This is a genomic window from Gottfriedia sp. ABJ_BB2_2 (assembly GCF_055484705.1).
Genome location: NZ_JBVFKR010000001.1, coordinates 389,624 through 413,850 on the forward strand (window position 1 = coordinate 389,624; position 24,227 = coordinate 413,850).

General features: G+C 32.1%; 23 protein-coding genes. 4 read left to right on the top strand and 19 right to left on the bottom strand.

Features of this window, described 5'->3' with window-relative positions:
- Positions 1-347: 347 nt before the first annotated feature.
- From ACX6U0_RS02145 to deoD, 5 genes are all read right to left on the bottom strand, one after another.
- Positions 348-521 carry a hypothetical protein gene (locus tag ACX6U0_RS02145; RefSeq protein WP_464958363.1) on the bottom strand — a complete coding sequence of 58 codons (174 nt, stop codon included), beginning with the start codon at positions 519-521 and terminating at the stop codon, positions 348-350.
- Positions 522-747: 226 nt separating this feature from the next.
- Positions 748-1,455 (bottom strand): hypothetical protein, encoded by a 708-nt coding sequence (locus ACX6U0_RS02150; protein WP_464958364.1) that lies wholly within the window; start codon positions 1,453-1,455, stop codon positions 748-750.
- 211 nt (positions 1,456-1,666) lie between these two features.
- Positions 1,667-1,972, bottom strand: coding sequence for a hypothetical protein (locus ACX6U0_RS02155; protein WP_464958365.1), 306 nt, complete (start codon positions 1,970-1,972; stop codon positions 1,667-1,669).
- 184 nt (positions 1,973-2,156) lie between these two features.
- Positions 2,157-3,101: a nucleoside hydrolase gene (locus ACX6U0_RS02160; RefSeq protein ID WP_464958366.1), complete on the bottom strand. Its 945-nt coding sequence runs from the start codon at positions 3,099-3,101 to the stop codon at positions 2,157-2,159.
- Between the two features lie 354 nt (positions 3,102-3,455).
- Positions 3,456-4,166, bottom strand: coding sequence for a purine-nucleoside phosphorylase (gene deoD / locus ACX6U0_RS02165; RefSeq protein WP_464958367.1), 711 nt, complete (start codon positions 4,164-4,166; stop codon positions 3,456-3,458).
- A gap of 394 nt (positions 4,167-4,560) precedes the next feature.
- Between deoD and ACX6U0_RS02170 the strand changes: the two genes are divergently transcribed.
- Positions 4,561-5,295: a GntR family transcriptional regulator gene (locus ACX6U0_RS02170; protein WP_464958368.1), complete on the top strand. Its 735-nt coding sequence runs from the start codon at positions 4,561-4,563 to the stop codon at positions 5,293-5,295.
- A gap of 94 nt (positions 5,296-5,389) precedes the next feature.
- Here the strand turns inward: ACX6U0_RS02170 and ACX6U0_RS02175 are convergent, their stop codons facing one another.
- Genes ACX6U0_RS02175 through ACX6U0_RS02185 form a run of 3 tightly spaced genes read right to left on the bottom strand, consistent with a single transcriptional unit; the run spans position 5,390 to position 7,875 of the window.
- The gene (locus ACX6U0_RS02175) at positions 5,390-6,433 is read right to left on the bottom strand and encodes an ABC transporter permease (RefSeq protein ID WP_464958369.1); all 1,044 of its coding nucleotides are present in this window, start codon (positions 6,431-6,433) and stop codon (positions 5,390-5,392) included.
- Positions 6,430-7,317, bottom strand: coding sequence for an ABC transporter permease subunit (locus ACX6U0_RS02180; protein ID WP_464958370.1), 888 nt, complete (start codon positions 7,315-7,317; stop codon positions 6,430-6,432). The genes ACX6U0_RS02175 and ACX6U0_RS02180 overlap by 4 nt, the downstream gene beginning before the upstream one ends.
- A 36-nt stretch (positions 7,318-7,353) precedes the next feature.
- Positions 7,354-7,875 carry a hypothetical protein gene (locus ACX6U0_RS02185; protein WP_464958371.1) on the bottom strand — a complete coding sequence of 174 codons (522 nt, stop codon included), beginning with the start codon at positions 7,873-7,875 and terminating at the stop codon, positions 7,354-7,356.
- Between the two features lie 208 nt (positions 7,876-8,083).
- Here ACX6U0_RS02185 and pepF point away from each other — a divergent pair, with 208 nt between their 5' ends.
- Positions 8,084-9,895: an oligoendopeptidase F gene (gene pepF, locus ACX6U0_RS02190; RefSeq protein WP_464958372.1), complete on the top strand. Its 1,812-nt coding sequence runs from the start codon at positions 8,084-8,086 to the stop codon at positions 9,893-9,895.
- Positions 9,896-9,947: 52 nt separating this feature from the next.
- On the opposite strand, the gene ACX6U0_RS02195 is transcribed toward pepF, so the two are convergent.
- The 5 genes from ACX6U0_RS02195 to ACX6U0_RS02215 form a co-directional block, all read right to left on the bottom strand.
- Positions 9,948-11,327: an amino acid permease gene (locus ACX6U0_RS02195; RefSeq protein ID WP_464958373.1), complete on the bottom strand. Its 1,380-nt coding sequence runs from the start codon at positions 11,325-11,327 to the stop codon at positions 9,948-9,950.
- A 181-nt stretch (positions 11,328-11,508) separates the two neighbouring features.
- Positions 11,509-12,156, bottom strand: a complete 648-nt coding sequence (locus tag ACX6U0_RS02200; RefSeq protein WP_464958374.1) for a nitroreductase family protein — start codon at positions 12,154-12,156, stop codon at positions 11,509-11,511.
- Between the two features lie 11 nt (positions 12,157-12,167).
- On the bottom strand, positions 12,168-14,003 hold the full coding sequence (locus ACX6U0_RS02205) for an ABC transporter ATP-binding protein (RefSeq protein WP_464958375.1): 1,836 nt from the start codon (positions 14,001-14,003) through the stop codon (positions 12,168-12,170).
- On the bottom strand, positions 13,984-15,726 hold the full coding sequence (locus ACX6U0_RS02210; protein WP_464958376.1) for an ABC transporter ATP-binding protein: 1,743 nt from the start codon (positions 15,724-15,726) through the stop codon (positions 13,984-13,986). Before ACX6U0_RS02210 ends, ACX6U0_RS02205 begins: the two co-directional genes overlap by 20 nt.
- Positions 15,727-15,857: 131 nt before the next feature.
- Positions 15,858-17,636 (bottom strand): M3 family oligoendopeptidase, encoded by a 1,779-nt coding sequence (locus ACX6U0_RS02215; protein WP_464958377.1) that lies wholly within the window; start codon positions 17,634-17,636, stop codon positions 15,858-15,860.
- A 262-nt stretch (positions 17,637-17,898) separates the two neighbouring features.
- Between ACX6U0_RS02215 and ACX6U0_RS02220 the strand changes: the two genes are divergently transcribed.
- Positions 17,899-18,450, top strand: coding sequence for a 3D domain-containing protein (locus ACX6U0_RS02220; protein WP_464958378.1), 552 nt, complete (start codon positions 17,899-17,901; stop codon positions 18,448-18,450).
- 14 nt (positions 18,451-18,464) lie between these two features.
- Here ACX6U0_RS02220 and ACX6U0_RS02225 read toward each other — a convergent pair whose 3' ends face one another.
- Together ACX6U0_RS02225 and ACX6U0_RS02230 are read right to left on the bottom strand one after the other, a co-directional pair.
- The gene (locus ACX6U0_RS02225) at positions 18,465-18,860 is read right to left on the bottom strand and encodes a hypothetical protein (RefSeq protein WP_464958379.1); all 396 of its coding nucleotides are present in this window, start codon (positions 18,858-18,860) and stop codon (positions 18,465-18,467) included.
- 16 nt (positions 18,861-18,876) lie between these two features.
- A complete protein-coding gene (locus tag ACX6U0_RS02230; protein WP_464958380.1) occupies positions 18,877-19,581 on the bottom strand; it encodes a DUF421 domain-containing protein in 705 nt (234 codons plus the stop codon).
- 101 nt (positions 19,582-19,682) lie between these two features.
- Between ACX6U0_RS02230 and ACX6U0_RS02235 the strand changes: the two genes are divergently transcribed.
- The gene (locus tag ACX6U0_RS02235) at positions 19,683-19,817 is read left to right on the top strand and encodes a hypothetical protein (protein WP_464958381.1); all 135 of its coding nucleotides are present in this window, start codon (positions 19,683-19,685) and stop codon (positions 19,815-19,817) included.
- A 79-nt stretch (positions 19,818-19,896) separates the two neighbouring features.
- Here ACX6U0_RS02235 and thrB read toward each other — a convergent pair whose 3' ends face one another.
- The 4 genes from thrB to metA all read right to left on the bottom strand — a co-directional run bounded on the left by thrB (position 19,897) and on the right by metA (position 24,195).
- Positions 19,897-20,805, bottom strand: coding sequence for a homoserine kinase (thrB, locus tag ACX6U0_RS02240; protein ID WP_464958382.1), 909 nt, complete (start codon positions 20,803-20,805; stop codon positions 19,897-19,899).
- Complete coding sequence (gene thrC / locus ACX6U0_RS02245; RefSeq protein WP_464958383.1) at positions 20,802-21,860, bottom strand: threonine synthase; 1,059 nt, start codon at positions 21,858-21,860, stop codon at positions 20,802-20,804. The genes thrB and thrC overlap by 4 nt, the downstream gene beginning before the upstream one ends.
- A gap of 1 nt (position 21,861) precedes the next feature.
- Positions 21,862-23,157 (bottom strand): homoserine dehydrogenase, encoded by a 1,296-nt coding sequence (locus ACX6U0_RS02250; protein ID WP_464958384.1) that lies wholly within the window; start codon positions 23,155-23,157, stop codon positions 21,862-21,864.
- Between the two features lie 132 nt (positions 23,158-23,289).
- On the bottom strand, positions 23,290-24,195 hold the full coding sequence (gene metA / locus ACX6U0_RS02255; protein ID WP_464958385.1) for a homoserine O-acetyltransferase MetA: 906 nt from the start codon (positions 24,193-24,195) through the stop codon (positions 23,290-23,292).
- Positions 24,196-24,227 lie beyond the last annotated feature (32 nt).

Here is a 24,227-nt window from a genome sequence, read left to right on the forward strand (position 1 = left end):
TAATTTATTAAATTCTATTATTAAGGATAAAATTCCTGGTACTTGTAAAACTAGAGGTTTGCTCAACAAATAGACCAAACCTCGACCTTGTCCTTCCTAGATTAATAAGAAAATACAAAGAAACCCCATTTCAAAAGGAATTTAAAATGAGGTTTGTCTACAGTACTTGTACAATTGAGTTAATGTTTCTAATGTACATCATTGTGGAAGAAAATCTGCAAATTTTTGAATAGATGTTGGCATGCTTTTTAATAAAAATGAGGATAATCTGATTACCCCTAAATTTACAAACGCGAATACTTATCCTTATTTGACTTTGAAACCTTCATGCTCAAAAGTTTCTAGACTTATTGATATCGGTTTCCTAAATATCTTTTCCTGTACGTCTTGCCTTGGTCTGGAATATCAATGAAACCTTGTGCGCCCCAAACTTTATGCTCTGTAATTTTATCAATACTTCCACTTAGCTCTACTGTTTCTTTCATTTCAATATCATCATCTTTTGGAATGTCCATATCCATTGATGTATCATCCTTTCCTTATCGTCAAAATTTGTTCGATACACATTAAAAATTTATGTGATAATACTATAGTTTTCTCCCACAATTCATTCTTATTCCACTAATCTGCCAGAACGTAAATTGGGACCTTAGAATAACAATCACCCTATCATTTACTTTCCTGCCTATTTGCAAAAAAAAGACTGCTAAAGCAGCCTTCTTGATTTTAAACTATCACATACATACTTTAATTTGGTATAAATGCTTCGACCTCGTTTGACAATATAGATGTATCCCATGGAAGCCCAAAATAAGTTTTCCCGTCAAATTGGATATTAAATTGATATGCTACTGGTTCACCTGTATATAAAATAATATCAAAATTGGTTGGGTTACCTTTTGTTGTATCAGGTTGGAAATTCGAATTTTCTTTGCTGTTATTCAAAATTTTTAAGAAGACATTCAATTGCTCTTTGTCTTTTATCTCAGTTATCATATTCCCTTTGGCTGCATTGCCTTGATAAATTTCTATCGCACTCACTTTTTCTATTGGTACATTCTGAAATTCCCATCGATTGTTTGTTTTATCTTTTGAATAATAAACTCTATACCCGTTTATTGTACTCTTATCTTTTACGGCGATTAAATCAGAGTTTCCTTTAATCGTATAAATTTTTGTTCCTTTCTCATGAAATGCAGCATCTCCATTCTTGATCTTGTATCCCGAATTCGTGACATTGTCTGCAACTTTAAACTTTACTTTTCCTAATTTTTTATCAATGAACTGCTCATCGGCTAAAATGCCTGTTCTGATTCCCTCGTATACTATTCCATCCCATTTCACAAAGTCTACCCATTCAATGACTGATTGACCACCTATTAGGTTAGATCGACAACCAATTAAGAGAAATGGCAATAAGATAAAAAGCGCTAAGAACTTATTTAAACGACTCATCAAATCCCCCTTACACAAACAGCTTAGCTTATTTTTCTTTTCAACTTGTCTTATTGTTTTACATACGCTCAATTTCTTTTTTTTAATTTCTTTCTCAAATGCTTTGGTTAAAAAGAAGATATGTATTGTCTATACGTTAAACTAATATAAATGAACAATTTTCTCTCAAGCTTGTCTAATTGGGAACTTAGAGTTAAATGCATTTTATTTATTACAACATACACCAGCATAACGGATCACTTCCACCACAATGAGGGCAACATCCTCCTGAATAAGTAATTCTAACTTGATCTGAATGAAGTACATAATAATCAGTAATTGGTTTAACGCCAGGGACCGCTATCCCGCCTGGTATCGTCGGCTTATTAACCTCACGAACAGTCATTTCCGACCACTTACCGCTCCATGAACAAATACTGCACTGTAATATTTCTTCCGAAAAGTCCGAAGCATTACGGATGACAATAATACATTCTCTACTATAAGTATGACAATTAGGACAATCGTGTACTTTCATGAAACTCCCCTCTCGTGAAATTTGAATCCATTCATGCACCTTCTTTTATTATTCTTTTATACAGCCAATTTGTCCTTTTTATTAAAAAGAGGATAATCAAATGATTACCCTTCAAATATAAAAACTCATACATAGTTTTATAAAAATCAAATTCCATTTTATAGTTTTAAGATTTTTGGGTTTACTAAAATTTTTCTCCAGTCATAATTGACATAAAATCCTTATAAAACCCTTCATAATCTATGCCTACTGCAATATGTTGTTGTGGTCTCCCATCATATTTCTCAGGAGTATCAGTTACTCGAAAATCTGCAATACTTTGACCTCTAGCCACATCGGTTGTATCAATTACAACAGCAGATTGATAGAATGTAAATAAATCGCTACGAATGACTGCCATAAGAGTTACCGCATCATGAACAGGACTACCCTGAATGCCAGGTACTTTCTTTTGATAAAAGTTGAAATAATAGAAATCTAATAGTGGTTTTATAAGATCAGTTTTCCCTTTAGAGTGAATATAATTGACCATTGAAGGCGTAACAATGGCATTTTGCGTTACATTTAAAGGAAAAATATATGCACCTTTTACATACTTCATAACGATATTAGCTGCTATCGGGTCTCCATAAAAATTCGCTTCTGCAATTGGTGTAACATTTCCTGGATATAGAAAGGCCCCTCCCATGATATAGTAAGAATTTACACTTTTCATCAGATCTTCGTATAAGATAAACAGGGTGGCTAGTGAGGTTAATCTACCAGTAGTCACGATAATTAATTCATTCTTATACTTCTCAATCAAATCGATAACTTCACAAAAGTTTTCTAAGCTCTCAAATTTTAAACCTGGATCGATTGGACCTAAACCGAATGTACCATGTATTTCTGGGTAAAAGGTTGGGACATCTCCCGTCATTGGATTCTCAGCACCTCCAAAGACTTTAATATCTTCTTTTCCAGACCTTTTAAGTAAAAAACGAACATTCCTAGTCGTTTCTTTTTTAGATACATTTCCATATTCCGTCACAATTCCAATTATATCAATATCCTCTGTTAATCGTGCATAAACCAAAGCAATCGCATCATCAATCCCAACATCTCCGAAGAATAACACTTTCTTCCCCATTAGCTTAGCTCCCTTTATATCAAAACTTCATAATAATTCTTTTAAAATTTATTCCTTTGATATAATGGTATGTTGTTATGTATTTGAAAAGTATCATAAAACATCCTATATTTTTACTTCTGCAATTTTTAACTTACTTAACTGTTAGATTAATTTTTTTAGTTTTTAGTAGAAAATCGATAATAAAAAAGTGCTGCCAATGGCAGCACTTTTTGTACAACTAACTCATGATGGTATCAAATAGGCACATTTTAGAACTCGTAATCGTGAGCATGTTCTAATATTAGATTTTAAGAACCATTATCTATATTGTAAACAATTTATTTAAATTTCTAAGTTTTCCCTTATCACGATTTACAAACAAGCTTCTAATGCAAGTTTCATCATTTTATCAAAAGAAGTTTGTCTTGCTTCAGCACTAATCTCTTCATGTGTAACTAACGAATCTGAGATAGTAAGTAAAGAAGCTGCTTTCTTTCCTAATACTTTCGCATTGTGAAATAATGCATAACTTTCCATTTCTGTACAAATACACTTATGGTCATTATAAAAATCTACAAAATTTGGAACTGAACTTTCATAATAAAAGACATCACTAGAATGTATTCTTCCTTTAATAATTGGCGTATTGATCTGCCTTGCAGTATCTTCAATTTTGTTTGTTAATGTTTCGTTAGGGTACTGAATGTCACCTTCTACTCCTGCTTGAGTCTTAGCGAAAGTTGATTGACTCCAAGCACTGTCTACAAGCACAATATCATGAATATTAAGTTCATCTGTATAAGCTCCTGCACTACCAACACGAATAATATTTTCTACATCATAAAATTTATATAGTTCGTATGAATAAATTCCTATACTTGGCATTCCCATACCAGATCCCATAACAGATATTTGTATTCCTTTATAAGTTCCTGTATAACCAAACATATTACGAACAGTATTAAATTGTACTGGATTTTCTAGATATGTTTCCGCAATATATTTCGCACGTAGTGGATCTCCTGGCATTAAGACTGTTTTTGCGATTTCTCCTGCTATGGCAGTATTATGTGGCGTTGTCATATTATACTCTCTCCATTTCTATTCTTTTAATTTACTTAACCAACAAAACCTAGACAACTAATATTCTCTCAATTCACATGGTAATTTATTTGTAAAAAATAATGCATTTGTGCATATGTATTCGTTTACAAAATTGAACAAGCACAAAAGGTTCAAAACACTTCATTAATACCACGAAATACAGTTGTATACTTAGTTGTCTACTTTCGTTCAACTAAATTATATTTAAAGATAATAAATAAAGCAATAAAAACTTAAACTCACACAATATTTTTAACTTATGAAATTTTAAGTACTTGATTTAAGAAAATTTGATCGTATTGGCCATTTCCACTTAACAGACAAGTTTGCGAATAATTCATAACTCGATATAATACTTATAAGGAGTGTTGATATGTCCGTAGAAAATAAAAAAAAATTACCTCTATACGTAGAGATTTATGAAAAATTATTTAAACTAATTAATGAGGGAGTCTATCCGATTGGAAGTAAACTCCCTTCAGAACCAGAGCTTTCTAAGATGATGAATGTTAGTAGAATGACCTTAAGACAAGGATTGGGTTTACTAAAAGAGGACGGTTATATTGAAACAATCCATGGACAAGGGAATTTTATAAAACAAAATGTGAACATAAGAAGTGTTGGCTTAGAAAAAATAGATAATTCTGTTTTTCAATGCTGTACAGAACCAATTGATGATATAGATGCTTACTTAGAAGTAAGTTTTTCAGATGATTTTGATTACGTTAAAAAGATTTTTAATAAAGAATCATCAGTCATGATTAGGTTTAATAGATGGTACAAGTCTAAAAATAAAGTAGTCGCACATGCTTATACAATGTTTCCAAGTGAGACCGCTTCACTATATCAAATGAACCTAAACGACCAGCAAAGTGTCCTTAAAATGCTTGAAGAAGATATTTATAAGCTAATTCATTCATCAACGATTGAAATAAAATATACAGAATCAGTGCTTCCTTCTTCAAACCATGAATTACATTCAAATAATCATTTATTCGTACTACTGATTGAAAATCTACATGACTCAATGGGGAATATTGTACTTAAAAATAAGATATATATCCCTATCGAACTTAGTTCAATAAAAATTAATCGAATAAACAAATAGTGGAAAAAGCAGTTTATAAAGACATTAGGATATATCTGTAAGTTTTGAACTTTTGAACCGATAACATAAAAAAACAGCGAAAAATCGCTGTTTTTTACTTTGATAATACATAAGAATCTTGCTTTTCCTTCAATAAATCTGTTTTCCCATCAACTTTATTCACAAAATCGAAATCATTTAATGAACCAAAATCCTTATCAGAATTCTGTTTTAATTGTTTAGCAGGGACCGATTGGTTGTTAATGATTCTTTCAATGCCTAATTTGATTAAATTAAAGGCAAATATTGTTATGATAAAAGCGACACTCGGACCAACAATTACCCAAGGATCAATTGATAGTTCAAAGAAATTACTACCAATCATTGCTGCCCATTCATTTGCCTTTGACATATCTCTTCCATCGCCATCGTCTATGAATAATGTTACGGCTCCTCCGATAAACAATCTAAAAACACCGAGTTGAGTTAATAAGAATAGTACCTGAATCGTTTGTTGAACGAAAAGTAACAAAATTCTTGTACGTAGAAACGGGAATACATGTTTTCTTCTCAGCCACATATTACCTGCACCAATAACTTTTGAACTTAAGATAAAATCACTTTTCAAAAATTCTTTTACCTCGTCTCCTATCGTACTAGTTAAAATCGGTATGGCAATAAAAGATAACAATATTAATTGAAGGGTGATTGTTTTCATCTGATTTTCACCAATTCCAATTTGAAGCATTTGAAAAATTGGAAGTACGATGATAACTGCAGGTACAAAACGAAATGCATTGATGAAAGGATTCACAATTGTTTCAAATTTCTTTCCTGTAAATCCATAAAATATTCCAAATAATATACCGAATACAACGCGAACTAAGGCAACAACTAATGCTATTGCAATTGTATACTTTGCCCCATCTACTACCATCCAAAATACATCTCTACCAAACCGATCAACACCAAATGGATAGGTTAAGCTTGGTGGATATCCATATGTCCCAATCATTTTTCCTTCATCATTATAAAGAAACGTTGGCGGTGGTTTCAGTGTATCTTTTATAAAGTATGTATATATGAAACTAAATGCAATTAATCCGACAATGATAAAGCAACCAATCAAAATTGGTAAGTAATGTTTCAAATTTTTCATACGGATTCACTTACTCCTCTCAATCGATTAACGATATATTTAAAGATTACGTCTAATATAAAGAAAGGAATAAATAGTAAAACAAGTGACATGAAAAATATTTCTGGAGAGTTAGTATTTTTGAATAAGAATGAAAAATACCCTTTCATGTTTAATAAAAATTCTACAATAAATAAATTAGAAATAATCACCCAAAAAATTAATTTTGTATTTGTAAATAGGGTAATTGTAACGTTTCTTAAAATATGTCTAACTAATATCCAAGATTTAGATAAACCTTTTGCTCTTCCATATTCTACATATTCTTTTATTTCTTCTTCATTAATTGATAAGTAAATCATTAGAAATAATTGGATTGTTGGAATGATAGAAACGACAAAAATTGGGAGTATATAAACTTTACTCTCAAGACCCGCTACAGGATCAATAATCATGACACCCGTTTTTTTGAAAATCCAAAATAAGAAAATTTGTAAACCTGCAATCATTACAACATCTGGGGCTGATTGAAAGAAAAATAGCAAACTATGAATTATTTTTTTTACTATTTTAGGAGCAATGTATGTAATGTACGAAAGAAGTAAAGCTGCGATGATTGAGCAAATGAATGCACAGAATAAAATCGTTAATGAATAAACATAAGGTTCCTTCAAAACTGTATAAAATGGTACATAGATTAACTCTTGCACATTCATAAGAACTTCTAAATCTTTAAAATAAAAAAAGCTCCAGAAAAATATTTGTAATTGATTCCATAATTCAGTTAACCGTTCTCCTTTAGGTAAAAAAAGACTAAAAGATAAAGCAGTAATGAATCCAATTCCGACAATCGTTAACACAAATTGAAAAAAATGTTTTGTGATTAATTTACTAGTTTGTATCATATCCGCTTACACAATCTATTCATATAAGTTGTGTATCTACCCTCCTACTTCTAATTTTAAGGGTTTTTCATCAAAGAAAACATCTCCTCCTTTTAAGAGAGATCCATACTTAATAAAAGTCCCATATAACTTTATATAAAAATAGTTTTCATGATTCTTTTTGTCTTTTTGATAACCAAAAGCATTGTTTCTAATATTTTGACCATATTCTCCATAAATCGATTGAATTTCTTTTGTTTGTTTTTCAGGTTTAAAAAGTATCTGACCTTCTAAATTTTGCTTACCAACAACAAAAGCTATCCTTTTATCAACAGACCCTTTTTCATCCGTTACTAAAGTAGTTTCATAAACTAATTTTTTGCTATCTAGATCTTTAACGATGAAATCTAATTTTGCATTTTTTGGAAGAGAAGAAGTTACTTGAAAAGTAAATGTTTTCTCATCAAATTCCCCACTTGGTCTAATTTGTAAACTTTTAGGTGGCTTTTTAATTGTGCATGCCGTGAGTACCGTTACAGCAAACAACATGATCAGTATATTTCTGAATTTCTTCTTCAAATGGTAACTAACTCCTTTCTAACAAACTTTAAAAATATGACAAATTGTTACAATTTTGAAATAGATACATTTAATTTTACCAAAATTATGACAAAAGTTGCACAAAAAGTTATTTAAATTTTCTATTTTATCGAATAATTTTACACAGGTTGTCCATTTATTAAAGTATAATAGACTCGTAAGAATACATTTTTGAGGAGGAATTTTGATGGAAAAAACATTAGAAAAACGCCTAAATCGTTCAGAAGTACCTACTGAAATGACATGGAAGCTTGAAGATTTATTCCAAACTCGATTAGAATGGCTTGATGCATTAGAAGAAATAGAAAAAGATTTAGATCAAATCAATACTTTTAAAGGATCAGTTATTTCATCAGCAAACACTATGGTTAATGCCCTTTTAGCATATGAATCTATTATGCTTAAATTAGTAAGAACTGGTACATATGTAAGTCTTCGTCAGTCTGAAGACGGTACAAATTCTCAAAACCAATCAGATAGCCTTCAATATTCTGCATTAAGTACAAAAGTAAATACAGCTTTAACATTTATTCAATCGGAACTATTGCAATTAGATGAAGTATTATTTGAAGCGTATTTAAATGAAGAAAAAGAATTAGAAGTGTTCAAATTATCTGTTGAGGAAATTCTAAAGTCAAAACCACATCAATTACTTCCTGAAACTGAAGAAGCATTAGCTGCTCTTGGCGAAGTTACTTCTGCACCCTACCGTATTTATCAAACAAGTAAAGCAGCTGACTTAACATTTGATTCTTTTGTTGATGAAAATGGTAAAGAATTGGAAAACTCCTTTGCAATGTTTGAAAATTTATATGAATTTTCTCCAAATCATTCAATACGAAAAGATGCTTATCAATCTTTCACAAAGACTTTAAATCAATACAAAAATACATATGCTGCAGTATATGCTACAGAAGTAAAAAAACAAGTTGCTTTAAGTAAGTTACGCAAATATGAGAGTGTGACTCATATGTTATTACATTCGCATAAAGTAACTTTGGAAATGTACCATAATCAACTATCTGTTATTTTCAATGAATTAGCCCCTCATATGCGTAAACTTGCAAATTTAAAGAAAAAACAACTTGGACTTGATACATTACATTTTTATGATTTAAAAGCACCATTAGATGTAGATTTTAATCCAAATACTACATATGAAGAAGCAAAAGAAACTATTTTGAAATCATTAGAAGTAATGGGTCCAGAATATTTATCAATCATGGAAAAAGCATTTGATGAGCGCTGGATTGATTATTCCGATAATGTAGGTAAATCTACAGGTGCATTTTGCTCAAGCCCTTATGGCGTTCACCCTTACATTTTAATTAGCTGGCAAGATAATATGCGTAATGCGTTTGTACTTGCTCATGAACTTGGTCATGCGGGACATTTTTATTATGCAAATAAATATCAAAGAGTCGTAAATACACGCCCTTCTATGTATTTTATCGAGGCACCTTCTACATTTAATGAAATGTTATTAGGACAGTATTTACTTAAAAATACAAATGATCCACAAATGAAACGTTGGGTTATCCTTCAATTATTAGGTACTTACTATCATAATTTTGTTACACACCTGTTAGAAGGTGAATTCCAAAGACGAGTTTATGAGCTTGCAGAAAAAGGAACTCCTTTAACAGCTAATACTTTCTGTGAAGTGAAAGGAAATGTGTTAAAAGAATTCTGGGGTGACGCAGTCGTTATTGACGAAGGCGCAAGTTTAACTTGGATGCGTCAGCCTCATTATTATATGGGATTATATCCTTACACTTATTCTGCTGGATTAACTGCATCTACTGCGATTTCAAGAAGAATTGCTAGTGAAGGTAAACCTGTTATCGATTCATGGATTGAAGTCTTAAAAGCTGGTGGATCAAAAAAACCTGAAGAATTATTAAAAATGGCTGGAGTAGATTTAACAACTAGTGCGCCAATTAAAGAAGCCGTTGCATATGTTGGTTCATTAGTAGATGAACTAGATTCTTTGTTATAAAACAATCAAAAAACACCCAAATTATGATCTAATTTGGGTGTTTTTCTCATACTTATTTTTTACTTTTGGCTAGATTTCCATTTCTATATAAAATAAATCCGATGCAACCAAATAGGACTGGACCTAATACGATTGGTAAATACTCCAATAAAGTTGTACCAGGTGCAGGAATTAATGTTAATAAAATTGTGCCTACAACCGACAACATTCCAACTAAGGCAACCGTAATTGCAACTTTGTTATTTTTTATTTTAAATGGTCTTTCAATACTTTTTTCTGTCATTCTAAGCTTGATATATGCACTAATTAAGAATACATAAGGAATAAAAAATGCTAGAGTTGACATTAAGATTAACATATTTAATGCAGATGAAACACTTGGTACAAATGCAGAAAGTAATAAGATAAGCGTTACTGCAATCGCCTGTCCCTTCACTAGAGTAGCAGGCATCCCATCTTTATTTTTTCTCAATAGTTTTTGAGATAATACTTCCTTTGCACTTTCCGCAATCATTACACTAGGATTTAATATTAAAAATGAAAGTGAACCAACAAATGCTAAAACGAAGCAAATACCTAAAATCTGTGATAGTGAAAAATTAAGACCAAATTGATTCGTGATCTTATCAGCAAATAAATACAATGCTGTTGCTGTTTGGTCTGAAGAAATTGTAATGACAAATTGGAAAGCAATCGTTGCTAGTATATAAACTGTTGCAATAATAATTGATGTAATAAAGATTGCTCTAGGAAATGTTTTTTGAGGATTTTTTACATTACCTGCAATTGTTCCTAACATTTCCGCTCCAGAAAATCCAAACATTAATGTAGATAAAAACATGATTGTACCAAATGATAAATTATTTGGCATAATTGTTTCACTTGTAAAGTTTGTAGCACTTGTCTCCCCGCTGAGCATACTATAAATTCCAAAACCAAAAATTAATATTGCTGGTACTAAAACACCTAATGGTGCTCCGATTGAAGCTAGTCTCCCACTCATCTTAGTCCCTTTTAAAGTTAATAAAGTGACAATCCAAAATATAATACTAGATATAATGGCTGTTTTCATCGGATTATTGGCGATGCCTGGTTGATTGATACCATATGCAATGGCAATAGTTGTTGTTAATAAAAGTGATGGATAGTACGTAAAATTTGCGATCCAAAAAAACCATGAACATAAAAATGAAGCTTTTTCACCAAAAGCTTTACGAACCCATACACCCATTCCGCCTTGATTTGGATAAGTAGTAGATAATTCTGCAACTATTAATCCTAGTGGAATAAAGTAAATTAATGCTGCAAAGATCCAATAAAACATTGCAGATGGTCCGATTGTTGATGCAAATGCAATATTTCGTAATCCAAGGATTGAATTTATGCTTAGAAATGATAAGGCTAGTACACCTAATTTTTTTGATTGACCCATGTTGTTAACACCTTTCAAATAACAAATCTTTAATTTATATTTCACTCGAATTATTATACATATGCGTTAATATAAATTCAATTGTAATATTATTCCAAAATACTAAATTCTAAGTATTGGATAAAGAAAAAACAACAAAAAAAAGAGAAGAACGGATCTTCTCTTTTACAAACTTAAATATTTATTCAACATAACGAATAATATCTGATACTTCCTTACGAGCTAATTTTTTAGCTGCTTCAGAAGGATAACCTAGTGAAATAACCATATTGATTTCACGGTCTTCTGGAATTTCTAAGTAATCTCTTAGCTTATCTTGCGCTAGTAAAACTGGACCTGTCATTGGGCAAGTACCTAATCCTAAAGCATGAGCAGCTAACATTAAATTTTGTGATGCTAAGCAACTACTTTTAATTCCTTCTTCTGTCCATACTTCTGGTTCAACAAATCCAATTGGATCAAAGATTTTTGTTCGGAATTTAGACTCATACGGTGTAGCTAAACAAATAATTAAAACTGGTGCTTCACGAAATGCTGTTGCATACGGACCAAAAGAACGAACTAACAACTTCCCTTCTTTTTCTAATCCTTTTTCTTTTGCTTTTTCTGCGACTTCGTGTAATGAATCCCATGTCATTTCTTCAATCTTTTTAATTTTATCAGTGTTTTTAATAATAATAAATTCCCAAGTTTGAGAGTTTGTGTCACTTGGAGCATAACGTGCACAATCAATAATTTCTTCAATGATTTCATTTGAAACTGGCTGATCAGTATATTTACGAATACTTCTTCTACCGTGAATAATTTCTTTAAATGAATTGTAGTCCATATTTCCACCCTTTATTGTATATGCTGATCTTCATTCATCCCCTGATGATTCACTAATTCATAGTAAAATCCTTGATGATTTAGTAATTCGTCATGTGTACCTCTCTCTACACACATTCCGTTTTGTAAAACTAGAATTTGATTAGCATTTTTTATAGTATTTAATCGATGTGCAATAACAAAGCTAGTTCGACCTTCCATTAATCTTAGCAATGCTTCTTGTATTTTAATTTCAGTAATTGTATCAATACTACTTGTCGCTTCGTCTAAAATTAAAATTGCAGGATTTGCTAATATGGCTCTTGCAATAGAGAGAAGTTGCTTTTGCCCTTGACTAATTTGCCCGTCATCTTGCTGTAAAATTGTATCATATCCATTAGGAGTTTTGGTGATAAAACTATGGGCATTTGCTAGTTTTGCAGCTTCCATTACTTCTTCATCTGAAGCATCTAGGCGACCATATCGAATATTTTCACGAATGGTACCCTTGAATAAAAATGAGTCTTGAAGTACAAACGCCATTTGTTCACGCAAATTCTTCCTTGAATAATTTTCAATTTTCACACCATCTATGAGTATATCACCACTATTGATTGTATAAAAGCGTGAAAGTAAGTTTACAATCGTTGTTTTCCCTGCACCAGTTGGTCCAATTAAGGCAATTGTCTCTCCTGAGTTCGCCTTAAATGAGACATCTGTTAAAGTATTACTATCTTTTCCATATGAAAAGCAAACATTCTTAAACTCAACATCACCTTTAATTTCTTTACGGTGATCGGTAATATTTGCTTCATCGATTGCTTCAACATCTTCATCAAGTATTGAAAATACACGTTCTGCTCCTGCAATTGCAGAAAGAAGCGTATTAAATTGATTTGATAAATCATTTAAAGGTCTAGTAAATTGTCTTGAATACTCAGTAAAAATAACAATTGTACCAATCGAAATAATGTCTTTAAATGCAAAATATCCTCCAATACCTGCTATTATTGCAAAGCTTGCATTATTTAATACATTCATAAACTTTGGAATGAAGCCTGCAAAAATCAACGCCCAAAATCCTGACGTTTTTAGTTTTTCATTTTTAATTAAAAAATCACGAATCATTTTATCTTCTTGAGAGAAGGTTTTTATAATTCTCTGTCCTGAAATAGTTTCTTCGATAAACCCATTCATTTCACCTAAATTTCTTTGTTGAATCTTATACAATTGTCCAGTTCGATTTGTAATCCACTTAATGCCAACTACTAATATAGGTACAATTGACAGTGTTAAGAGTGTCAAGAGCGGACTGTAATAAATCATGACTGATACTGTTCCGACTAAAGTCAATATACTAGAGAAAATTTGGATTACAGAGCTGTTTAAGGTTGAACTTACATTTTCTAAGTCATTTGTGACACGACTCATTAATTCACCATGCTGTCTTTTTTCAAAAAATGATATTGGCAATTTATGAAATTGTTTAAATAACTCTGTTCTCATTTTATTAACTGTATTTTGTGCAATTTCAATCATCCAATAGTTTTGTAGAAATAATGATGCCGAATAACCTAAATAAATAAAAATAAGCGAAACAATTAACATACTTAAACCATGTAAATTATTTTTAATAATGAAATGATCGATTGCATATCCAACTAATACCGGTCCAAGTAAACCTAAAACAGAACTGATTAAAACTAATATCAAAACTATGCTTAGTTTTGCCTTCATGAATGACAAATAACTCCATATTCGTTTTAATGTTCCAGTTACATTTCTTGCTCTCGACTTTTCTTTTTCATTTTTCTTTAGTTGCAACGGTATATGTTTATATTGGAAAGGTTTAGTTAGCTCCTTTAACATTTGGAATTTCCTCCCTTCCATATTGTGAATAATAAATCGCTTTATAGAGTTTAGACGATTGCAGCAGTGAATCATGCGTACCTTCTTCAACTAAGCATCCATCATCTATAATTAATATTTTATCTGCATTTTTAGCGGAACTGATTTTTTGTGTGATGATAAAAATCGTACAATCATATTCCTTTAATGAATGAATTAATTTTGCTTCTGTCTTTAAGTCTAAAGCACTCGTACTATCATCCAGTAAAAGAATACTAGGTTTTCTTAATAAGGCTCTTGCAATTGCAAGTCTCTGTTTTTGGCCCCCAGATAGATTTACGCCCTTTTGTCCAATTTTACTTTCATATCCATTAGGGAAGGAAAGGATTGTTTCATGTATTTGAGCATGTTTTGCAGCAGTGAAAACTTCTTCATCTGATGCATTTTCTCTGCCCATTAATAAATTCTCTTTAATCGTTCCAGTAAATAGTAATGCTTCCTGAGGAACATAACCAATTTGACCGCGTAGCTCCTTGCTGTTCATTTTACGAATATCTTGATCATCGATTAAAATGGTCCCTTCGTTTACATCGTATAAACGTGGAATTAATTGAAATAAAGACGTTTTGCCTGCTCCAGTAGACCCTAAAATCGCAATTGATGTTTTCGGATGGGCAACAAAAGAGATATCTTGTAATACATCATTATCTGTATTTGGATAATGAAATGAAACGTCATGAAATTGAACTTTTCCTTCAATTCGATTTCTTAATTTATTTCCTTCATTCTTCTCAATAAAGTCTTCTTCAATTGTAAGTACCTCTTCTATTCGCTCTGAAGATGCTCTAGCTCTTGAAAATGCCATGATAATAAATGAAAATACAGAAAAAGTTGAGGTAATTCGTGAAATATAGTTAACTATCGCAACAATTTCACCAATATTAGATTGATTTGAGTGAACTTTGCTATTTCCATACCACAATACGACTAATATTGAAGCATTCATAAATAGCAATAGAACTGGCATTGTCACTTCCATCGTTTTCAGAGCAGTAGCGGTTTTTCTTTTTAGATTATTGTTAATGACTTGAAATCTTTCGTCTTCGAAATCATTTCGTACAAAAGCTTTAATTAACTTCATTCCCATTAAATTTTCTCGTAGTACACTATTCACTGAATCTACATTTTCTTGTACTCTCTTAAACAGCTCTCTACCTTTTTGAACCATCCAATTTAAGAAGAAAAATAGGATTGGCAATATAAAAAATAATATAAACGAAAGTTTCCAATCTAAAATGAGTGCCATTACAACACTACCGACAACCATAAGCGGTGCCCTTAGGATGATTCTTAAACTCATAAACACAGTATTCTGTAATTGTGTTACATCATTTGTAAGTCGAGTAATTAAGGAAGATGTAGGTAAAAAGTTAAAGGTTGTAAATGAGAAGGTTTGGACCTTTTCGAATAATGACTTTCTTAATCCAAAAGCAAAACTTTGACTAACATGCGTTGAATAAAATGTATTCAATACTCCGCCTATAAAAGCGACAATAGATAGAATCAACATGACTATTCCCCATTTTGTTACGTAGGCCAAGTCATTATTTAAGATCCCTTTATCAATAATTTTCGATAGAATATATGGTTGATATAGTACTACTATTAATTCGACAAGTAGAAAAAATATCGCAGAACCCATTGTTAGGCGATATGGTTTTAAAAATGTTAAACTTTTCATCATTTAGTCACTCCCTGACTAAAGAGGCAATCATTAAAACCCCTCCGTGTTTTCTTATCTATTTTTAATAAAAGCAATACAAATAGGAAAAGAACTCGTAATCAAACGAGTCCTCTTCTCCAAAAAGATATCATTTAAGTAAGGGATAAGAATTCTTCAACGTCTCTTAACGAAAGTTTTACTGCACTTTCCCAGAAATCTCGTTTTGTTAAATCCACACCTAAATGTTTTTGTGCCAATTCTTCAACTGTCATAGAAGCTGTATCTTTTAAAAGAGCAATATATTTCTGTTCGTAGCTTTTCCCTTCTTCTAACGCTTTCGCATAAATACCTAATGAGAATAAGTATCCAAACGTATACGGGAAATTATAGAAAGGTACGCCAGTAATATAGAAATGAAGCTTTGATGCCCAAAAATGTGGATGGTATTCTTCTAAAGCTCCGCAATATGCCTCTTTTTGTGCTTCTTCCATTAATTCATTCATTCTATTTTTGCTAACAATGCCATTTTTACGTTCTTCATAAAAACGTGTTTCGAATAAGAAACGTGCGTGAATATTCATATAAAATGCAACACTACGTTGAACTTTATCTTCTAATAATGCTAAGCGTTCTTCATTTGTACTTGCATTTTTTACTGCTGCATCAGCAACAATCATCTCTGCAAAAGTAGAAGCTGTTTCAGCTACATTCATCGCATAATATTTATTAAGTGTATGCACGTCCTTCATTGCATATGAATGGAACGCGTGACCAAGTTCATGTGCTAATGTTGAAACATTAGAAGCTGTGCCAGAGAACGTCATAAAAATACGAGATTGGCTGCTTTCAGGGAAACCAGTACAGAATCCTCCTGGACGTTTTCCAGAACGGTCTTCAGCTTCAATCCATGAATCTTCAAATGCCATTTTTGTAAAATCAGTTAATTCGTCACCGAAGTGTTTGAATTGATCTAAAATAAATTCTGCACCTTCAGAATAAGAAACACTTGAATCTGCATCTGCTACTGGCGCATCTAAATCATACCAGCTTAATTTTTCAACACCTAATAATTTTGCTTTTCGCTCTAAATATTCTACGAAGGGAGCTTTATTGTCAATAATCGCGCCCCACATTGCATCAAGTGTTTCTTGGCTCATTCTATTAATTGAAAGCGGCTCTTTTAGTACATGATCCCAACCTCGTTGTTTGTAAACACTTAAACGGAATCCTGCTAAATGGTTTAAGATTTTAGCAAAGTAATCTGCTTCACTACCCCAAGTTTCTTCCCATTTACCAAAGATCTCCTGACGAACATTACGATCTTTAGCTGAAAACAGATTTGATGCTTGACCTACAGATAATGCTTTTCCTTCATGCTCGATTTGCATTTTACCAACTACAGTATCGTACATTTGACCCCAACCATGGTATCCATCTACTGAAAGTGCTGTAATTAACGACTCTTGTTCTACTGATAATAATTCTTTTGCGTTTTGACGACGTTCATTTAATACATATGATATTTCTTTAAAATCGTCTCTTTCTAAAATTTCAGTCCATACAGAATCATTTACCTTTGTTAATTGATCATGGAACGTTGTTAAAGTCGTAGAGAATTTCGCATATAATGCAGTCAAAGTTCCTCGAAGCAAATTCGCTTTTTGATCAGCCATATTTTGTGCTTGTAAACAGCTAACAAACCCACTAGCTTGTGATAATTTTTTTCCAACTGTTTGAATGTTAACAATGATATTATGTAATTCTTCTACTTCATTACTATTATTTGGAGCAGTAAATTGTGAAACTTGGTGTTCAAGATTTTCTAATAGTCTACTAATCTCTTCTATGTATAATGCAAATTCTGGAGACTCGCTCCCGCCCTTAAAAAAAACATCTAAATCCCACGTTAATGAATACGTATTCGTTGACATACTATCCCACCTTTATTGATTATGTATTTACATTCTACATTATACATTATTCTAAATATTTAGTCTAATTATCTACTTGAGCAAATTAATTGATTACTATTTTTCTTTATGTCGAAACTGTAAGGCTATTTACACCCTCTTCCATATATTGCTAATATGTCAAAAGTAATATATTTGTAATATAATCTAAAAGCTCTTGAAATCTAACTGTCACATTTCCATGGTAAAGTATGAAACATAGAAATAGACAGGAGCGAAAAATATGAAAAAAATGATAACATGTTTTGTTACTACTGTTTTTCTAACAATGGGATTTACAAATCATACATATGCGTACTCTTACAAGGTTAAATCTGGTGATACTTTATCGGAAATTTCAAAAAAACATAAGGTTACTGTATCTCAATTAAAATATTGGAACAAATTGAAAACAGACCGAATTAACATTAATCAAGTACTACAAATTAAACCAGCTAAGAAAAGTACAACAAAGAAAACAACTTCAACAACTGCAAAACCTGTTAAAGTTTTAAAAATGAAAGCGTCTGCTTATACAGGAAACTGTAAAGGTTGCAGTGGTAAAACAGCAACGGGACTTAATTTAAAAAAGAATCCTGATTTAAAAGTTATTTCTGTTGATCCTAAAGTTATTCCATTAGGTTCTAAGGTTTATGTTGAAGGCTACGGTTACGCTATCGCAGGCGATACTGGTGGAGCACTTAAAGGCAACAAAATTGACGTATTTATCCCAAATCAGAAAAAAGCCCTTAATTGGGGAGTTAAAACAGTAACTGTAAAAGTATATAAGAAATAATAAAAAACGAGCCATTAGTATTGGCTCGTTTTTCTTGTTCTTAATCCATTTTTATTCAAATCAAAAAGCTTGCGTTCTAACTCATTTAGGAATTCAATGCGTTTTTCTTCATTTGAAAGAATTTCATTCATATTACATTTTAATATTAATTTGCGAATACTTTTCCTTTGTGCCATTTCAACCGTATACATTTTATATGAGTCAAACCACGGCTCAACTTCAAGTACAGCTATTCGTCCTAAGACTAACTCTTCGTTTTTATTTCGAATTGGAAAACCCAGTTTTTCAAATAGTTTGCTAAACGGTTTTTCAATTAAAAAGTGGAAAATAACTTCAAGCAAAATCTCAGCAAAGAATCTAAAAATCATTCCAATTACAAATCCGCCTATTCTAAGTAGCACTTCAAACATGAAAATAACCTCGATTTTATTTATATAAATATATATCTATCTTATCATTTTCATTTAAAGTTGCTAGTAATATTTCATTGATTTGAGCATTGTATGTATTCTTTAATTCTGCGATTAACCAACTTGTATCCTTGTTTATTTTCGTCAAAACCTCTTGTTCAATAGCGCCATCTTTAATGATTGGTTGATTAAAATGGAATGGTTTCTCTTTTAATTGAAGATCTTCTCGTGTTGGGTGCTCATATTTCGGATATAAAAATGTTGAAATAAAACCTCCAGCTTCCCAACAAGCTAACGCAACCTTCTTCGGATCGTCAATTTTTTCCTTTCTAAGCTCTGAAAGTAGTTCATCAATGGTAATTCGTGCTTTTTTTAAATTTTTATATTGTATTTCTCCATTAGAAATAAGATGCAAGGGATGTGGATTGACATAATGTTTAAACTTATTTGATCTAAAAGTTAAATAATTACACATTAAATATAAGATGACTAATACTCCTATTGAAATAAAAGAATCTGTTAATGATAATTGTTCATCTGATAATGGATGTGCAATGATATTTCCTACAATGAGGACGATGACAAAATCAAGCAATCTCATTTGCGAAATCGTTCTTTGCCCTAATATTTTCACACTAATTAACATAAAAATAAATCCTACAGCTGCTCTTAAAGTCCAGTCAAAAAAAGTTAAAGAATGATCACTAAATAAAAAAGACAAAGTTCTACCTCCGATGGTTTAATCAACCTTAGTATCAGAATAATTAAGCAAACTATACTACATAATAAACTGAATACATCTAATGTTTGGAGCTGATTTTTGTGGAAGATAAGAAATTAACAATAGCTGGAACTGATATTGAAGAAGTAAAAAATCAAAATGCAAATTCAGGCTTAACGTATAATCAAGTGAAACAATTACTAGCTGATCAATATAATAAAAAGCCAAACAAATAAAACCACTCATTCATGTGTACTGCCCCTATTTGTTAGCTTTAGTCTAACAATAGTTAGCAATGCATAAATGAGTGGTTTTTTAATTCATTTGCACAAAATGTACTACCTTAGCACCAGAATTTTCAACAGACAATTCGCTTACTTCATAGTGAGGGAATAAATTTCCAAAAAATTCTTTGGCATTTTGACAATATTCTTTCTCTACAAAAGCAAGGATTGTTGGTCCAGCACCGCTTAATACGTGACCATAAACATATTGTGGGAGTGTTTGATTTTTTAATACTTCTAATTCATTTACGATTTTACTTCGATATGGTTCGTGAAATAAATCCCGTTTCATCATATCTCCTGCAAGTTTCCAATTTTCACTTAACAATGCAGCAACGAGTAAATTACTAAAGCTACTAGATAAGATTGCATCTTTGTGAGGAATTTCCTTAGGTAAAATATTTCTAGCATGTTTAGTTTCTAATTCATATGACGGGATGATTGCAATGACTGAAACTTTATTTATAGTTGAATGTTGAATATATGCCTTTTTATCTATATAAGTCCCAATTACCAATCCACCATAAATTGATGCCCCAACATTGTCCATGTGTCCTTCCATGGATGTTGCAATTGATAGTTGTTCCTCTAACGTTAAGTTTAGATGACATAATTCATTCGCTAATAATATCCCACCTACAATTGCTGAAGCACTACTTCCAAGACCTCTTGTTAATGGAATATTACTCCTAAGCCTCATATGGCAGGTTGGTAAATTTTGATTATATTGTTTTGCTACCTCAATGGCCGTCTGAAAAATTAAATTGGATTCATCAGTCGGAATACCTGTTAAATATTCACCGATTGCCTCGCAGCTAAACGAACTATGTTGAAAAACTTCTATATTTAAAAATCTACCTAAAGCTATTCCAATTGAATCAAATCCAGGCCCTACATTCGCTGTACTAGCAGGGACTGTGATTTCAAATCGCTTTTTCATACTGTTACCACACCTTGTAAATGCTCTGCTACTATTTTTTGGTCATTTGGTAATAAAATTGGTTCAATTTGATTCGATTGGATAGCGATATCAGGATCCTTTAATCCATTTCCTGTTAAAATGGCAACAACTTTTGATCCACGTTTGATCAAACCATTCTGAATGTGTTTATAAACTCCAGCTATACTTGCACATGAACCTGGCTCAGCAAAAACACCTTCTTTTGATGCAATCAATTTATAAGCTTCGAGTATTTCAGCGTCTGATACGCTATCAATTTTTCCATCCGACTGATTGATGGCATTAACGGCTTGCTCCCAGCTCGCTGGATTTCCAATTCGGATTGCTGTCGCGATTGTTTCAGGATTTTCAACTTTTTGATTATTTACGATTGGTGCAGCCCCTTCTGCTTGGAACCCATGCATTTTTGGCAAAGAGTACCCTTTTGCATGGTTGTATTCAAGGAAACCTTTCCAATAAGCAGTTATATTACCCGCATTTCCAACTGGAATCGCTAAAACATCAGGCGAAGCATCTAATTGTTCACATAATTCAAAAGCGGCCGTTTTTTGACCTTCAATTCGATAAGGGTTTACAGAATTAACTAGCGTAATTGGTTCAGTTTCACTTATTTTTCTAACCATTTGTAATGCATGATCAAAGTTTCCATCGATACTAATAATATGGGCTCCATACATGACAGCTTGCGCTAATTTTCCATAAGCAATTTTGCCATTTGGAATAATGACGATACATTTCATGCCAGCTCTTGCTGCGTATGCCGCAGCAGCTGCTGAAGTATTACCAGTAGACGCACAAATAATTGCAGTACTACCTTCTTCCTTTGCTTTTGCAACTGCCATTACCATACCACGATCTTTGAATGATCCAGTTGGATTTAGCCCTTCTAATTTTACATAAAGCTCTATTCCCCATTCATTTGATAATGTAGGTAAATAAAGCAAAGGCGTATTTCCTTCATTTAAAGTTAGTAGTGGTGTATGTTCATTAACTGGTAAAAAATCTGTATATCGATTGATTAATCCTTTATACATCTCATTCTTCACCTGCAATTCGATAATAACTTCGAACTTCATCTACTACATCTGATGATTCTAAATCTCGAATGACTTTCTTAAATGCAGCACTTGAAGCTTGATGAGTCACTAAAATAATTTCAGCTAACCCTTGATGTTTTAAAGGTACTTGAATGATTTTTTCAAAACTGATATCACACTCAGTAAATAGAGACGTTATTTTTGCAAACGATCCTAATTGATCTTGAACTGTAAATCGGAAAAATGATTTAAAATGAATTTCATGATCATCTTTTAGCTCTTTTGGATATTGTGGTAATACTGCACTTGTTCCATTTACACCTAAACGCATATTTTTCATAACAGCAACTAAATCAGATACGATTGCAGTGGCAGTTGGTAAGCTTCCTGCACCCGGTCCATAAAACATCGTTTCGCCTACCGCTTCTCCATATACATAAACTGCATTAAATTCATTACTAACCGATGCTAATGGATGACTATGAGAGATTAAAGTAGGTCCAACACTTACTTCAATTCTATTTTCACTTCTTTTTGCATAACCGATTAATTTCATTGTATAACCAAAATATCTTGCATAATCAATATCCTCTGCCGATACTGAACTAATTCCTCTAACTTGAACATCTTCAAGCTCGACATCCATTGAGAAACCAAGTTTTGAAAGAATTGTCATTTTCCTTGCTGCATCAAGTCCTTCAACATCAGAGGTTGGATCAGATTCTGCAAAGCCTAGTTCTTGTGCTTCTTTTAAAACATCTTCATATGGTCTTCCTTCATTGCTCATTTTTGTTAAAATGAAATTCGTCGTACCATTTACAATTCCCATTAGCTTCGTCACACGGTCAGCTGCTAATCCGTCTACTAAACTACGAATAATTGGAATACCACCTGCAACGCTTGCTTCATAAAATAGATCACATTTATTTTCGTTTGCTACTCTTAACAACTCAGTACCATATAAAGCCATTAAGTCTTTATTTGCCGTTACAACATGTTTTTTATTTCGAAGAGCATGGAGAATGTATCTTCTAGCGTCTTCGATTCCACCCATTACTTCAACGACAACATCAACATCAGCATCATCTAATATTTCTGTCGCATCTGTCGTTAGTAAGTCTTTTTGAATCGTAATTGCACGTTCCTTCTCAAGATTCTTTACAAGTACTTTTTTAACCTCGACAGAACAACCAATTTGATGAGCTAAGCGATCTTGGTGGGCTTCTACAATTTTGACAACCCCACTACCAACAGTTCCTAGTCCTAATAAACCGATAGAAATACAGTTCTTCATGATAACTCCTCCGTTTTAATTTTAGATATAATTACCATTATGGTAATGTTTTTTGAAAATAGCAATGATAATTTTAAATTTTCTAATAATTTTACATTCTTTTTGAATTCTTTGTGAAGTATTTAGATAGCTTTACAATGTATATGGCGTTTCCTGATAAACATAGTAATTTAACCAATTTGAGAATAAGAGATTACCATGACTTCTCCAACGGACAATTGGTGGGTTTGCAGGATCATCATTTTGATAGTAATGTTTAGGGACCTGAATTGCTAAGCCTCTTTGTCTATCTCTATCATATTCATTTTTTAATGTGTTCTCACAGTACTCACTATGACCAGTAGCAAAAATTTGTTTCCCATCCTCACTTGAAACTAAATGTACACCAGCTTCATTAGACATACTTAAAATTTTCAAACCACTTACTTTATCAATATCCTCTTTTTTAATTTCAGTATGTCGAGAATGTGGAACATAATACTCATCATCAAACCCTCTTACAAGGTTTACAAAACGGTCTTCTAAAGTATGTGGAAAAACACCAAACATCTTTTGCTCTAAAGCGTGTTTAGGTATGCCATAATGATGATACAAGCCGGCTTGTGCGCCCCAACATATATGTAGAGTTGAGGTGACATTTTCCTTTGTATATTCCATTATTTCTTTTAATTCAGACCAATAATCCACCTCTTCAAATTCTAACGTTTCAACTGGTGCACCGGTTATGATAAAACCGTCATATTTCGTATCTTGTACCTGAGAAAATGTTTTATAAAAACTAGTTACATGTTCCTCAGAAATATTTTTAGGCTTGTATGATTCTGTACCAATTAATTCAACATCAACTTGTAATGGAGAATTTGCGATTAATCGTAGTATTTGTGTTTCAGTTTCTATTTTTGTTGGCATAAGGTTTAAGATTCCTATATTTAAAGGACGGATATCTTGTGTTTCAGCGCGTTCTTTCGTCATATAAAATACATTCTCTTTAGATAACACTTCAGTAGCAGGTAAATCCTTATTTATGATAATTGGCATGTTTTTAATCGCTCCTAATGTAGAATACATAG

Bases quoted from the DNA above. Each gene is read 5' to 3' on its own strand.
- ACX6U0_RS02145 (WP_464958363.1), bottom strand. From the start codon at position 521: ATGGATATGGACATTCCAAAAGATGATGATATTGAAATGAAAGAAACA.
- ACX6U0_RS02150 (WP_464958364.1), bottom strand. From the start codon at position 1,455: ATGAGTCGTTTAAATAAGTTCTTAGCGCTTTTTATCTTATTGCCATTT.
- ACX6U0_RS02155 (WP_464958365.1), bottom strand. From the start codon at position 1,972: ATGAAAGTACACGATTGTCCTAATTGTCATACTTATAGTAGAGAATGT.
- ACX6U0_RS02160 (WP_464958366.1), bottom strand. From the start codon at position 3,101: ATGGGGAAGAAAGTGTTATTCTTCGGAGATGTTGGGATTGATGATGCG.
- deoD (WP_464958367.1), bottom strand. From the start codon at position 4,166: ATGACAACGCCACATAATACTGCCATAGCAGGAGAAATCGCAAAAACA.
- ACX6U0_RS02170 (WP_464958368.1), top strand. From the start codon at position 4,561: ATGTCCGTAGAAAATAAAAAAAAATTACCTCTATACGTAGAGATTTAT.
- ACX6U0_RS02175 (WP_464958369.1), bottom strand. From the start codon at position 6,433: ATGAAAAATTTGAAACATTACTTACCAATTTTGATTGGTTGCTTTATC.
- ACX6U0_RS02180 (WP_464958370.1), bottom strand. From the start codon at position 7,317: ATGATACAAACTAGTAAATTAATCACAAAACATTTTTTTCAATTTGTG.
- pepF (WP_464958372.1), top strand. From the start codon at position 8,084: ATGGAAAAAACATTAGAAAAACGCCTAAATCGTTCAGAAGTACCTACT.
- ACX6U0_RS02195 (WP_464958373.1), bottom strand. From the start codon at position 11,327: ATGGGTCAATCAAAAAAATTAGGTGTACTAGCCTTATCATTTCTAAGC.
- ACX6U0_RS02200 (WP_464958374.1), bottom strand. From the start codon at position 12,156: ATGGACTACAATTCATTTAAAGAAATTATTCACGGTAGAAGAAGTATT.
- ACX6U0_RS02205 (WP_464958375.1), bottom strand. From the start codon at position 14,003: ATGTTAAAGGAGCTAACTAAACCTTTCCAATATAAACATATACCGTTG.
- ACX6U0_RS02210 (WP_464958376.1), bottom strand. From the start codon at position 15,726: ATGATGAAAAGTTTAACATTTTTAAAACCATATCGCCTAACAATGGGT.
- ACX6U0_RS02215 (WP_464958377.1), bottom strand. From the start codon at position 17,636: ATGTCAACGAATACGTATTCATTAACGTGGGATTTAGATGTTTTTTTT.
- ACX6U0_RS02220 (WP_464958378.1), top strand. From the start codon at position 17,899: ATGAAAAAAATGATAACATGTTTTGTTACTACTGTTTTTCTAACAATG.
- ACX6U0_RS02225 (WP_464958379.1), bottom strand. From the start codon at position 18,860: ATGTTTGAAGTGCTACTTAGAATAGGCGGATTTGTAATTGGAATGATT.
- thrB (WP_464958382.1), bottom strand. From the start codon at position 20,805: ATGAAAAAGCGATTTGAAATCACAGTCCCTGCTAGTACAGCGAATGTA.
- thrC (WP_464958383.1), bottom strand. From the start codon at position 21,860: ATGTATAAAGGATTAATCAATCGATATACAGATTTTTTACCAGTTAAT.
- ACX6U0_RS02250 (WP_464958384.1), bottom strand. From the start codon at position 23,157: ATGAAGAACTGTATTTCTATCGGTTTATTAGGACTAGGAACTGTTGGT.
- metA (WP_464958385.1), bottom strand. From the start codon at position 24,195: ATGCCAATTATCATAAATAAGGATTTACCTGCTACTGAAGTGTTATCT.